Raw genomic sequence first — 12,157 nt, forward strand, 5'->3', positions numbered from 1 at the left:
CGGAGCCGATTCCGGCGATGCAGTGAGCCGCGCGGGGCTCTGCTGTGGGAGCGGGGTGCTCGCTCCCACATTTGTTTTGTGGCGCACTCAAATCCCGTTACATTCCCCGGACAAAATTCCAGCGATAAATTCCTGACCACCTGCTACGTTTTATTCATGAAGGCGGGATGTCACGTTCCCTTCATACGGGCACGATACGCTCGAGGCACTGGTCATTTGACCGGGCTGTTTTTTAGCGGGCGGTAGGGGGATGAGACGATGGACGATTATCAAGAAGAACTGCTCGAATATCAGGCGTATGAACTCGATCAGCCAGAACCGGCCGAAGACGCCACCGAGTTGTAAGGCGTCAGGCGGTTTTGCGGTGACTGCGGCGAAACTCGCCCGGGGTCTGGCCGCTCCAGCGCTTGAAGGCGCGTTGAAACGCCTCGGCTGAAGCAAAGCCCAGCAGATAGGCGATCTCGCCGAACGCCAGTTCGGTATCGCGGATGTAGGTCATTGCCAGGTCGCGGCGGGTGTCGTTGAGTATGGCGCGAAACTGTGTGCCTTCCTCGGCCAGTTTGCGCCGCAAGGTCCAGGTCGGCAGCTTCAGGCGCGCCGCCACTTCTTCCAGATCGGGTTCCCGGCCACCATTGAGCAACGGCCCCAACAACTGTGTGATGCGTTCGCGCAGGCTGCGGGTGCGGGTCAATTGCTCCAGTTCCCGTTCACACAACGCAAGCAAGTGTTTCCAGGTGCTCGGGCAGTGTTCCGGGTTGCGCAGAGCGAGGCTGGCGAGGCTCAAGCGCAGTTGATTGCGTTCGGCGCCAAACTGGATCGGGCAATCGCCCAGCACGCTATAGGCGTCGCGATAGTCCGGCTCGTCAAATTCGATGTCGATGCGCTCGGCGCGCAACGGCTCGCGGCTGACGCTGGACAGCTGATGCAGCCAGCCGGCAATGATCGAATCCACCACAAAGCGGTTATAGGCGTTGTACGGGCTGATCGAGTAGAAGCGCAGCCACGCGCCATGGGCATCCTCGTGAAAGCTCGACTGTCCGCGATAGTTGGAACCGTACAGCGGCTCGAAGCGGATCAGGCAACGGGCCGCTTCGCGCACGGTCGGTGCCTGTGCGGCGGTGACCCCGGCGAGCCCGGCCTGACTCAAGCGGCTGAGCTGGCCCATGCGCAGACCCAACGCCGAATCGCCAGTCAACTGAATCGCGCTGTGCCCCAGCCGCATGTAGCGCGGGATCGACAGCCGCGCACCGGCTTCGGCCAGTCGCGCCGCGTCCAGGCCGTATTGTTCGAGCAGTGGTTGCGGCTCGACGCCATGGCTGCGCACGGCATCGGCCAGGCTGTGCACGAAACCTACCGACAGATCCCCAAGGCGCATCGGCAGCGGTTTCATGGCTTACAACCAGATGTTCAGCAGACGTGCGCCGCGGGCTTCGCCATCGGCGAATTGCTGGCCGTTGCTGCTGAGGAAACTTTGCCCCGAGCCGGGCTTGTCCCAGAACTGCCCACGCAGGAACACGCTCATGCCGGCGATCGCACGGCTGCTCGGCGGCTGTGCGGTGAGCGTCAGGCGATGCCAGGCCTGACCTTCACTGATTTCCCCGGGCTTGAGGCTGACCGAACCCGGTGTACTTGAACCCTTATAACCGGCCCACGGCTGATTCCACGCACCGTGACCCACGACGAAGGCCGGCACCGCTACCAGTTGCGCGCCTTGCTCGTCGAGTTGGCGATAGTTGTCCGGGTACCAGCTGTCGCTGCCGATCAGCACGCCCAGGCGTCCGGCCGGCGTGTCGACCACGTTGATCGCGTGGGCGTCTTCGCCCTCGATCACATCGCGCTGTTCGAAGATCGGGTGCATTTGCCGCTGGGGCTGGCCCAGCGGTACACCATCACGGCCAAACACCACACTGCTGTTGAACAGCGCGCCGCTACCGGGCTTGAGCTGGCCATCACGAATGCTGGGTTCGGGCAGGATGATGGAGCCGGCCACCAGCGTCACGCGGAATTCCTTGGCCAGCCCACCAAACAGTGCCTGGTAATCCTTGGCCATGGCTTTGGACTTCATCCGCAAGTGCGCGTCGTCGAGGCGATTGTCGCCCTTGGCAGTAAGCCAGGCGCGGGCGAAGAGCAACGGATTGCTCGCCGCCAGCCAGTTCATCGCTTCGACCAGGGTCGGCGCCTGGTACAGCTCGTCTTTCTCGCCGCTGATCATCAGCCAGGTACCGATATGCTCGGGCAGCACCACCACGGTTTTTTCATTCAGCAGGCCCTGATCCTGCGCTTGCTGCAAATAGGCCGCGAGTTTGCGGTGCAGGCGCTCCGGGCTTTGGTAGTCGGTGGGGAACAGTTCCGGCTGGATACCCAGCAAGTTGCCACGGTCGCCAGGCGTGCCCTGATCGACCGCCAGTTTGATGCGCAGGTCCGACAGGTAATGTCCCGCCGGCCGGTCCGCCGCCCACATGGCGTAGGTGGTCAGGGCGGCAACGATGGCCATGGAGAAAAACAGGTACAGAAGTTTGCGCATGAAAACCAACAACAACCGGATACAGGGTGTGGCGACTAGGGTAGGGCGCATGCCTGCGCTTGCCAAGGGGCGCTGCGCATTTGGATCAATAAGTTGTCAGTTTCGGTCATTGAGTGACAGCAGTGCGACTCTTAGTCTGTCGAACATGACTGACGGGGGACGCAGAGCTCCCGCAATTTCCGTGATCGCTCGTTGTGGAGTTACCGATGACCGCCGCTCATTACCCGCACCTGTTGGCCCCGTTGGACCTGGGATTCACCACGCTGCGCAACCGCACCCTGATGGGCTCGATGCACACTGGCCTTGAAGAAAAACCGGGTGGCTTCGAACGCATGGCGGCGTACTTCGCCGAACGTGCTCGTGGCGGCGTCGGCCTGATGGTCACCGGCGGTATCGGCCCGAACGACGAGGGTGGCGTGTACTCCGGCGCAGCCAAGCTGACCACCGAGGAAGAAGCGCTCAAGCACCGCATCGTCACCCGCGCGGTGCACGAGGCTGGCGGCAAGATCTGCATGCAGATCCTCCACGCCGGGCGCTATGCCTACAGTCCGAAACAGGTTGCACCAAGCGCGATTCAGGCGCCGATCAACCCGTTCAAGCCCAAAGAACTGGACGAGGACGGCATCGAGAAACAGATCAGCGATTTCGTCACCTGCTCGGTACTGGCGCAGACCGCCGAGTACGATGGCGTGGAAATCATGGGCTCGGAAGGTTACTTCATTAACCAGTTCCTCGCCGCGCACACCAACCACCGCACCGACCGCTGGGGTGGCAGCTACGAAAACCGTATGCGCCTGCCGGTGGAAATCGTTCGTCGTGTACGTGAAGCGGTCGGCCCGAACTTCATCATCATCTTCCGTTTGTCGATGCTCGATCTGGTCGAGGGCGGCAGCACCTGGGATGAGATCGTGACCCTGGCCAAAGCCATCGAGCAGGCTGGCGCAACCCTCATCAACACCGGCATCGGCTGGCACGAAGCGCGGATCCCGACCATCGCCACCAAGGTGCCGCGCGCGGCGTTCAGCAAGGTCACCGCCAAACTGCGCGGGTCGGTGAACATTCCGCTGATCACCACCAACCGCATCAACACCCCGGAAATCGCCGAGCAGATCCTCGCTGAAGGCGATGCCGACATGGTCTCGATGGCGCGGCCGTTCCTCGCCGATCCTGACTTCGTCAACAAGGCTGCAGAAGGCCGCGCCGACGAAATCAACACCTGCATCGGTTGCAACCAGGCGTGCCTCGACCACACCTTCGGCGGCAAGCTCACCAGTTGCCTGGTCAACCCGCGTGCCTGCCATGAAACCGAGCTCAACTATCTGCCGGTACAGCAGATCAAGAAGATCGCTGTGGTCGGTGCCGGCCCTGCCGGTCTGTCCGCTGCGACCGTGGCCGCCGAGCGCGGACATCAGGTGACGTTGTTCGATTCGGCCAGCGAAATTGGCGGCCAGTTCAACATCGCCAAACGGGTGCCGGGCAAGGAAGAGTTCTTCGAAACCCTGCGTTACTTCAAGCGCAAGTTGCAGACGACGAATGTCGAGGTGTGCCTGAACACCCGCGTCGACGTGGCGAAACTGGTTGAAGGCGGTTACGACGACATCATCCTCGCCACCGGCATCGCGCCGCGTGTGCCGGCAATTCCTGGCGTCGACAACGCCAAGGTGCTGAGTTACCTGGACGTGATTCTTGAGCGCAAACCGGTGGGCAAGCGCGTGGCGGTGATCGGCGCGGGCGGCATCGGTTTCGATGTCTCGGAATTCCTTGTGCACCAAGGCGTGGCCACCAGTCTGGATCGCACCGCGTTCTGGAAAGAGTGGGGCATCGACACGAACCTGCAAGCGCGCGGTGGCGTGGCCGGGATCAAGGCCGCGCCGCACGCTCCGGCTCGTGAAGTGTTCCTGTTGCAGCGCAAAAAATCCAAGGTCGGTGATGGTCTGGGTAAAACCACCGGCTGGATTCACCGCACCGGTCTGAAGAACAAGCAGGTGCAGATGCTCAACAGCGTCGAATACCTGAAGATCGACGACGAAGGCCTGCACATCCGCATCGGCGAAACCGGCGAGCCGCAAGTGCTGGCGGTGGACAACATCGTGATCTGCGCCGGCCAGGATCCACTGCGCGATCTGCAGGAAGGTCTGGTCGCGGCGGGGCAGAACGTGCACCTGATCGGTGGTGCCGACGTGGCGGCGGAGCTGGATGCCAAGCGCGCGATCAATCAGGGGTCGCGTCTGGCCGCTGAGCTCTAAGCTACGCCGCTTAACCTGTGGGAGCGAGCTTGCTCGCGAAGGCGTGGTGTCAGTCGACATATATATTGGCTGACACTCCGCTTTCGCGAGCAAGCTCGCTCCCACAGTGTTTGTGTTGTTCACTGATTCGGTGAGCACCATCGAACCAATGCAGGCGTGAGCCTGCTCGCGATGGCTGCTTATGAGCGACTAGAATGCGGGCCTCAGCCCAGAACGATCAGTCGCCCATGCTTCTTCCTCCCGCCCACTGGCTGCCCCAAGCCTCCCTCGAATTGCTTGAACTCGACTGGCTCACCCGCGCCGGAATCGAGGTCGCGATCCTGCGTCTGGATCAGATCGACCCGCTGATCAGCGGCAACAAATGGTTCAAACTCGTCGAGCATCTCAAGGCCGTCGACCGCGCTGGCGCGCAGGGCGTCATCAGCCTCGGTGGCGCGCATTCCAATCATCTGCATGCGCTCGCGGCGGCGGGCAAGCGTCTTGGCTTCGAAACGGTTGGCCTGTTGCGCGGCCATCCACAGCAAACGCCGACGGTCAGCGATCTGCAAGCGTTCGGCATGCAACTGCACTGGCTTGGTTTCGGCGGCTATCGGGCGCGGCATGAGCCGGGATTCTGGGAGCCGTGGCGGGCGCAGTATCCAGATTTTCATGCGGTGCCGGAGGGCGGTGGCGGATTGGCGGGCGCATTGGGCTGCAAGGTGTTGAAGGAGCAGGTGATCGCGCAACTGGGCAACCTGGGCTGGAGCAATTATCACGGCTGGTGGCTGGCCTGCGGCACCGGGACGACGCTGGCAGGGCTGGTGCTCGCCGAGGCCGGTGCGCATCCCGTGTATGGCGCACTGGCGGTGCCCGAGGATCATGGCGTGGCGCCGCAGGTGGCGGCGATTATGCAGGAGGCAGGTGTCGCTGCTGCCGACTACGAGCTGCTCGACGCCAGTCGCGGCGGCTTCGCCAAGGTTGACGCGCAGCTACTTGCATTCATCGAGAGCATTGAACGCTGCAGCGGCGTTGTGCTGGAGCCGCTGTACACCGGCAAGGCGTTGCTGGCGCTCAAGGAGCGGATCGAGGCGGGCGGATTCGCGTCAGGTACACGGTTGATCTTCGTGCACACGGGTGGGTTGCAAGGGCGGCGAGGATTTACCACAGGATGAATGAGTAACCCTGTGGTGAGGGGATTTATCCCCGATGGGCTGCGCAGCGGCCCCTCATTGAGCACGCATTGAGTCTGATCCACCGCGTGCACAGGTTTTGGGGCCGCTTCGCAGCCCATCGGGGATGAATCCCCTCACTACAATGGTCAAAACCGGGCCTCAGCGTGGCGCGCGCTTGGGCATCATCCGCAACAAGGTGTTATCACCCACCACATAATGGTGATACAGCCCCGCCAGCGCGTGCAGGCCGATCAGCCAATAGCCGATGTTGCCGATCAGTACGTGCCAATGCTCCACCTGTTTGGCCAGTGCCTTGTCTTCGTGGACCAGCAGCGGCAGATCGAAGCCGTAGAACATCACCTGGTGCCCCTCAGCGCTGGTGATCAGCCAGCCGAGGATCGGCATGCTGATCATGAACAGGTACAACAGCCAGTGCATCACCCGCGCCAGCAGGGTTTGCCACTGCGGCGAGGCCGGGAAGATTTTCGGTGCCGGGCCGATGCTGCGGGCCACCAGGCGAAACCACACCAGCACGAACACGGTCAGGCCAAGCATGTAATGCACTTCGCGAATCAGCGACCGGCCGCCGCTGCCCTTGGGAAAGATCCCGCGCAACTCCATGCTGGCATAGACCAGGATCAACAGGATCAGCATCAGCCAGTGCAGCAGCACGGACACGGTGCTGTAGCGCGATTCGGAACTTGTCCACGGCATACGGTGTTTCCTCACAGATCAGAGTCGCCACGTGCCGTTCTTGTGCGACGGCATGCTTTAACTGTAATCCGCTTTGGCGGATTTGCCTGAGGCTGATCGGAGTTTCAAAGCGCTGACTCAAAGCTGCAGCCATAAAAAAACGCCAGTGTCGCGAAGACCCTGGCGTTTTTTGTTGTTTTGACAAAAGACGTAATCAGCTCGATTGCGGCATCTCGCCGTTGGCCAGGCGCTTGTTGATGTCGGCAATCACTTCCGGCAGGTCGCTGATGGTGTCGATCATGTAGTGCGGACGGGAACCGGCGAACAATGCGTGGATGCGTTTGCGTTCACTGGCCAGTTCGTCGCTGCCCAGCGCACGGTAGCCGGCGTAGTCCAGGCCCAGTGCGTTGCCCGAACAGATCAGCGCGACAGTCCACATCCCGGCGCGACGACCTTCGAGAATGCCCGGCACGGTGTCGTCGATCTTCACGCAGGCCGCGACGTCATCGATGCCCAGCGCAATCACGTTGGCCAGCGCCTGAGCCGGCCATGGACGGCCATTTGGCACTTCGTCGGTGGCGACCACGTGGTCGGCAACGTAGCCGTTGGTGGCGGCCAGCGCCACGACCTTGTCCATCACCTGTTTCGGGTAACCGGAGCAGGAACCGATCTTGATCCCTTGCTGACGCAGGTGGGCGATGGTTTCCAGTGCGCCGGGAATCAGCGCCGAGTGTTCGGCGATCTTTTCGATCTGCAGCGGCATGAAGCGGTTGTAGATGGCGGTCACGTCATCGTCGGTCGGGGTGCGGCCGAATGCTTTGCGATAGCGCTCGGCGACCTGCGGTTGATCGCACAGGGTGCGAATGTGGTCCCATTTGCCCATGCCCATCGGGCCACGGGCTTCGTCGATGGACACCTGAACGTCGAACTCGGCGAAGGCTTCGACGAAGATCTGCGTTGGCGCGAACGAGCCGAAATCGACCACGGTGCCGGCCCAGTCGAGGATCGCGGCTTGCAGTTTGCTTGGGTTTACGTAGTTCATGGCAATCAGTTCCTGAGTTGGCAATGCAATTCAAAACTGTGGGAGCGAGCCTGCTCGCGAAGGCGTCGTGTCAGTCGACATCAATGTTGAATGTGTGACCGTTTTCGCGAGCAGGCTCGCTCCCACAGGGGATTTCTGGTGTGGGTTAGATTTCTAAGACTTCCATTTCGCGCAGCACTTCGCCCACTGCCGCCACGGCCTGGCGCATTTCATCCGGACTGACGTGGCCGATGCAGCCGACGCGGAAGGTTTCCACCTGGGTCAGCTTGCCGGGGTAGAGGATGTAACCCTTGGCCTTGACCCGTTCGTAGAAGTCCTTGAACTGGTAGCGCGGGTCTCGCGGGGCATGGAAGGTGGCGATGATCGGCGCCTGGATCGCCGCCGGCAGGAAGCTGCGCAGGCCGAGTTTGCCCATCTCGTCCATCAGTGCCTGACAGTTGGCGGCGTAGCGCGCATGGCGAGCGGGCAGGCCACCTTCTTCGTTGTATTGCAGCAACGCTTCGTGCAGCGCCGCGACCACGTGGGTCGGCGGGGTGAAGCGCCATTGACCGGTCTTCTGCATATAGGTGTGCTGGTCATACAGGTCCATCGCCAGCGAGTGCGAGTTGCCAGCGGCTGCGGCCAGCGATTCCTTGCGGGCGAACACAAAACCCATCCCCGGCACGCCTTCCAGGCACTTGCCCGAGGCGGCGATCAGCGCATCGAACGGGACTTTTTGCGCGTCCACCGGCAGCGCACCGAACGAGCTCATGGCATCGATGATCAGGCGCTTGCCGTGCTGCTGCACGACGTCAGCGATTTCCGGCAGCGGGTTGAGGATGCCGGTGCTGGTTTCGCAGTGGATCAGCGCGACATGGGTGATGTCGCCATCGGCGCGCAGCAGGCGGTCGACGTCGGCTGCGGTGGTCGGTTCGTCTTCGGCGGTTTCGAAGGTGCTGAACGAGCGGCCGAGCACTTCGCAGATTTTCGCCAGACGCTTGCCGTAGGCGCCGTTGATCAGCACCAGTACCTTGCCGTCACGTGGCACCAGGGTGCCGATGGCGGCTTCGACGGCAAAGGTGCCGCTGCCCTGCAATGGCACGCAATGGTGAGTGGCGGCGCCGTTGAGGATCGCCAGCAATTGCTCGCAGAGGCTGGCGGTCAGTTGATTGAAGCGGTCATCCCATGACCCCCAGTCGACCAGCATTGCCTGGCGGGTGCGGGCCGAGGTGGTCAACGGGCCGGGAGTGAGCAGGATGGGTGCGGCAGTACTCATTCGTGTGTCCTCGCGATAGCGCTGTGGGATGAAGCTACGGGGCATACGTTGCAATTCGCCGAGTCATCAATCAAATTGTTTGTTGTTATGCCAGCCATCAGTGAGGGTTATTCATGAATCTGTTCCAGCTGCGCGCTTTCGACGCTGTGGCCCGGGAAGGCAGCTTCACCCGCGCCGCCGCGCGCCTGTTCATCAGCCAGCCAGCGGTGACCGGGCACATCAAGGCGCTGGAGGAGCATTACCAGATCACCTTGTTGCGCCGTACCGCGCGCCGGGTCGAGCTGACCGAGGAGGGCACCAAACTGGCGGCGATCACCCGCGCCATGTTCGGCCTGGCCGAAGAAGCGCAGACCCTGCTCGAGGCCAATCGTCAGTTGCTCACCGGGCGTCTGGAAGTGGCGGCGGACGGTCCGCACATGGTCATGCCGATGCTTGCCAGCCTGCGCGCGCGGTATCCGGGGATCACGGTGAATCTGCGTCTGGGCAATGCCCAGGAAACCCTTGCCGCGCTGTTATCGGAACACGCGGACGTGGCGGTGCTGACCGAGGTCGAACCGCGCAAGGGCCTGCATCTGCAAGCCTTGAGCGAATCGCGGATCTGCGCGCTGGTGCCCGCCGGGCATGCGTGGGCGCAGCGTAGCGGCGAGGTGCGGCTCAAGGAGCTGGATCAGGTGATCATGGTGTTGCGCGAGCCGAGTTCGATCACCCGGCGCACCTTCGATCAGGCCTGCAATCAGGCGGCGGTGCATCCGCGAGTGTTGCTGGAGCTGGACAGTCGCGAGGCGGTGACCGAGGCGGTGGCGGCGGAGCTGGGGGTGGGCGTGGTGTCGTCGGTAGAGGTCAGTCATGACCCGCGGGTGGTGGCGCTGCCGATTGTCGGGGACGGGCTGGTGAACCGGCACATGATCGGCTGCATGGAGCGGCGGCGGGAGTTGCGCCTGATTCAGGCGTTCTTCGCTCTGGCGCCGGCCTGATACACCGCGTTATGGCCCTTCGCGAGCAGGTATTGCGCCATGCCCATAACTCCCTGTAGGAGCTGCCGCAGGCTGCGATCTTTTGATCTTGTTTTTAAAATCAAAAATCAAAAGATCGCACCTGCGGCAGCTCCTACAGGGGGTGGTGTGTAACCCGGATTTAAGTTAAGGATTCACCATGATTCCCAACGAAGACCAGACCCAGATCCGCGACATGGCCCGGCAATTCGCCGAGGAACGGCTGAAACCGTTCGCCGCCGAGTGGGATCGCGAACATCGATTCCCCAAGGAAGCCATCGGCGAGATGGCCGAACTGGGCTTCTTCGGCATGCTCGTGCCGGAGCAATGGGGCGGCTGTGACACCGGCTACCTGGCCTACGCCATGGCCCTGGAAGAAATCGCCGCCGGCGACGGCGCCTGCTCGACCATCATGAGCGTGCACAACTCGGTCGGCTGCGTGCCAATCCTCAAGTTCGGCAACGACGACCAGCGCGAGCGCTTCCTCAAACCGCTGGCCAGCGGCGCCATGCTCGGAGCCTTCGCCTTGACCGAACCGCAGGCCGGCTCTGATGCCAGCAGCCTGAAAACCCGCGCTCGTCTGGAAGGTGATCACTATGTACTCAACGGCTGCAAACAGTTCATCACGTCCGGGCAGAACGCCGGGATCGTGATCGTGTTTGCGGTGACCGATCCGAGTGCCGGCAAGCGCGGCATCACGGCGTTCATCGTGCCCACCGATTCGCCGGGCTACAAAGTCGCACGGGTCGAAGACAAACTTGGCCAGCATGCGTCGGACACCTGCCAGATTCTGTTTGAAGACGTCAAAGTACCGGTCGCCAACCGCTTGGGTGAGGAGGGCGAAGGCTACAAGATCGCCTTGGCCAACCTCGAAGGCGGGCGGGTCGGCATCGCGTCGCAAGCGGTGGGCATGGCCCGTGCTGCGTTCGAAGCCGCTCGCGATTACGCCCGCGAGCGCGATACGTTCGGCAAGCCGATCATTGAGCACCAGGCCGTGGCGTTCCGTCTCGCCGACATGGCCACGCAGATCGCCGTCGCCCGGCAAATGGTGCATTACGCCGCCGCGCTGCGCGACAGCGGTCAGCCGGCACTGGTTGAGGCTTCGATGGCCAAACTGTTCGCTTCGGAAATGGCCGAGAAGGTCTGCTCGATGGCGTTGCAGACGCTGGGTGGTTACGGTTACCTCAACGACTTCCCGCTGGAACGCATTTACCGCGATGTGCGTGTCTGCCAAATCTACGAAGGCACCAGCGACATTCAGCGCATGGTCATCTCACGCAACCTTTAACCCCAACCCTTTGTAGGAGGCTGCGATCTTTTGCTTTTGATTGTTAAATACAAGATCAAAAAGATCGCAGCCTGCGGCAGCTCCTACAGGGTACAAATTCAGGAGTCATGTATGAGCTACGAAACAATTCTGCTGGAACACCACGACCGCGTCGGCCTGATCACCCTGAACCGTCCGCAGGCGCTGAACGCGTTGAACGCGCAACTGGTCAGTGAAGTCAACCACGCCCTTGATGCTCTGGAAGCGGACGCGAACATCGGTTGCATCGTCATTACCGGTTCGAAGAAAGCCTTCGCCGCCGGCGCTGACATCAAGGAAATGGCCGAGCTGACCTACCCGCAAATCTACATGGACGACCTGTTCAGCGACAGCGACCGCGTGGCCAACCGTCGCAAGCCGATCATCGCTGCGGTCAACGGTTTCGCCCTTGGTGGCGGCTGTGAACTGGCGTTGATGTGCGACTTCATTCTGGCAGGCGACAACGCCAAATTCGGTCAACCGGAAATCAACCTCGGTGTGCTCCCGGGCATGGGCGGCACTCAGCGCCTGACCCGCGCCGTGGGCAAGGCCAAGGCCATGGACATGTGCCTCAGCGGGCGGATGATCGATGCGGTGGAGGCCGAACGTTGCGGCATTGTTGCGCGGATCGTACCGAGCGATGAGCTGCTCGACGAGGCGCTGAAGGTCGCCGCCGTGATCGCCAGTAAATCGCTACCGATTGCGATGATGGTCAAGGAAAGCGTCAACCGTGCGTTTGAGGTCAACCTAGCTGAAGGCGTGCGTTTCGAGCGCCGGGTGTTCCACGCGGCGTTTGCCACGCAGGATCAGAAGGAAGGGATGGCGGCGTTTGTGGCCAAGCGCGCGCCGGAGTTTACCGGAAAGTAATGCATCGTCCTGGCTGACGTCTTCGCGAGCAAGCTCGCTCCCACACTGGATTTATGTCGTACACAAATCCCCCTGTGGGAG

10 protein-coding genes are annotated in these 12,157 nt (G+C 62.0%); 5 read left to right on the forward strand and 5 right to left on the reverse strand.

Translation table 11 applies throughout. The features are described from left to right. Positions 1 to 349: 349 nt before the first annotated feature. Entirely contained in the window at positions 350 to 1,390 is a 1,041-nt protein-coding gene (locus HT737_RS01335) for an AraC family transcriptional regulator (protein ID WP_095666984.1), read from the reverse strand. Between the two features lie 3 nt (positions 1,391 to 1,393). After that, complete coding sequence (locus HT737_RS01340) at positions 1,394 to 2,524, reverse strand: nitrilase-related carbon-nitrogen hydrolase (protein ID WP_182401067.1); 1,131 nt, start codon at positions 2,522 to 2,524, stop codon at positions 1,394 to 1,396. Positions 2,525 to 2,730: 206 nt separating this feature from the next. Here HT737_RS01340 and HT737_RS01345 point away from each other — a divergent pair, with 206 nt between their 5' ends. Then, on the forward strand, positions 2,731 to 4,770 hold the full coding sequence (locus tag HT737_RS01345) for an FAD-dependent oxidoreductase (RefSeq protein WP_182401069.1): 2,040 nt from the start codon (positions 2,731 to 2,733) through the stop codon (positions 4,768 to 4,770). Between the two features lie 227 nt (positions 4,771 to 4,997). Further along, positions 4,998 to 5,921, forward strand: a complete 924-nt coding sequence (locus tag HT737_RS01350; RefSeq protein WP_182401071.1) for a 1-aminocyclopropane-1-carboxylate deaminase/D-cysteine desulfhydrase — start codon at positions 4,998 to 5,000, stop codon at positions 5,919 to 5,921. Between the two features lie 159 nt (positions 5,922 to 6,080). Here HT737_RS01350 and HT737_RS01355 read toward each other — a convergent pair whose 3' ends face one another. The 3 genes from HT737_RS01355 to HT737_RS01365 all read right to left on the reverse strand — a co-directional run bounded on the left by HT737_RS01355 (position 6,081) and on the right by HT737_RS01365 (position 8,911). Continuing rightward, positions 6,081 to 6,635 (reverse strand): cytochrome b, encoded by a 555-nt coding sequence (locus tag HT737_RS01355; RefSeq protein WP_108182278.1) that lies wholly within the window; start codon positions 6,633 to 6,635, stop codon positions 6,081 to 6,083. Between the two features lie 193 nt (positions 6,636 to 6,828). Then, positions 6,829 to 7,656 (reverse strand): phosphonoacetaldehyde hydrolase, encoded by an 828-nt coding sequence (phnX, locus tag HT737_RS01360; RefSeq protein ID WP_047291602.1) that lies wholly within the window; start codon positions 7,654 to 7,656, stop codon positions 6,829 to 6,831. A 145-nt stretch (positions 7,657 to 7,801) separates the two neighbouring features. Next, positions 7,802 to 8,911 carry a 2-aminoethylphosphonate--pyruvate transaminase gene (locus tag HT737_RS01365; RefSeq protein WP_182401074.1) on the reverse strand — a complete coding sequence of 370 codons (1,110 nt, stop codon included), beginning with the start codon at positions 8,909 to 8,911 and terminating at the stop codon, positions 7,802 to 7,804. Between the two features lie 113 nt (positions 8,912 to 9,024). On the opposite strand from HT737_RS01365, the gene HT737_RS01370 reads away from it, so the two are divergent. The 3 genes from HT737_RS01370 to HT737_RS01380 all read left to right on the forward strand — a co-directional run bounded on the left by HT737_RS01370 (position 9,025) and on the right by HT737_RS01380 (position 12,076). Further along, the gene (locus tag HT737_RS01370) at positions 9,025 to 9,885 is read left to right on the forward strand and encodes a LysR substrate-binding domain-containing protein (protein WP_182401076.1); all 861 of its coding nucleotides are present in this window, start codon (positions 9,025 to 9,027) and stop codon (positions 9,883 to 9,885) included. 178 nt (positions 9,886 to 10,063) lie between these two features. Continuing rightward, complete coding sequence (locus HT737_RS01375; protein ID WP_027611962.1) at positions 10,064 to 11,191, forward strand: acyl-CoA dehydrogenase; 1,128 nt, start codon at positions 10,064 to 10,066, stop codon at positions 11,189 to 11,191. Positions 11,192 to 11,302: 111 nt separating this feature from the next. Next, positions 11,303 to 12,076, forward strand: a complete 774-nt coding sequence (locus tag HT737_RS01380) for an enoyl-CoA hydratase (protein WP_182401078.1) — start codon at positions 11,303 to 11,305, stop codon at positions 12,074 to 12,076. The last annotated feature ends 81 nt before the right edge of the window (positions 12,077 to 12,157 follow it).

Source organism: Pseudomonas sp. MD195_PC81_125, from assembly GCF_014060985.1.
Taxonomy (GTDB): domain Bacteria; phylum Pseudomonadota; class Gammaproteobacteria; order Pseudomonadales; family Pseudomonadaceae; genus Aquipseudomonas; species Aquipseudomonas parakoreensis.

What these genes read in the sequence shown, in the direction of transcription:
- phnX (WP_047291602.1), bottom strand. Translation starts at nt 7,656, where the DNA reads ATGAACTACGTAAACCCAAGCAAACTGCAAGCCGCGATCCTCGACTGG.
- HT737_RS01340 (WP_182401067.1), bottom strand. Translation starts at nt 2,524, where the DNA reads ATGCGCAAACTTCTGTACCTGTTTTTCTCCATGGCCATCGTTGCCGCC.
- HT737_RS01350 (WP_182401071.1), top strand. Translation starts at nt 4,998, where the DNA reads ATGCTTCTTCCTCCCGCCCACTGGCTGCCCCAAGCCTCCCTCGAATTG.
- HT737_RS01375 (WP_027611962.1), top strand. Translation starts at nt 10,064, where the DNA reads ATGATTCCCAACGAAGACCAGACCCAGATCCGCGACATGGCCCGGCAA.
- HT737_RS01345 (WP_182401069.1), top strand. Translation starts at nt 2,731, where the DNA reads ATGACCGCCGCTCATTACCCGCACCTGTTGGCCCCGTTGGACCTGGGA.
- HT737_RS01335 (WP_095666984.1), bottom strand. Translation starts at nt 1,390, where the DNA reads ATGAAACCGCTGCCGATGCGCCTTGGGGATCTGTCGGTAGGTTTCGTG.
- HT737_RS01365 (WP_182401074.1), bottom strand. Translation starts at nt 8,911, where the DNA reads ATGAGTACTGCCGCACCCATCCTGCTCACTCCCGGCCCGTTGACCACC.
- HT737_RS01370 (WP_182401076.1), top strand. Translation starts at nt 9,025, where the DNA reads ATGAATCTGTTCCAGCTGCGCGCTTTCGACGCTGTGGCCCGGGAAGGC.
- HT737_RS01380 (WP_182401078.1), top strand. Translation starts at nt 11,303, where the DNA reads ATGAGCTACGAAACAATTCTGCTGGAACACCACGACCGCGTCGGCCTG.
- HT737_RS01355 (WP_108182278.1), bottom strand. Translation starts at nt 6,635, where the DNA reads ATGCCGTGGACAAGTTCCGAATCGCGCTACAGCACCGTGTCCGTGCTG.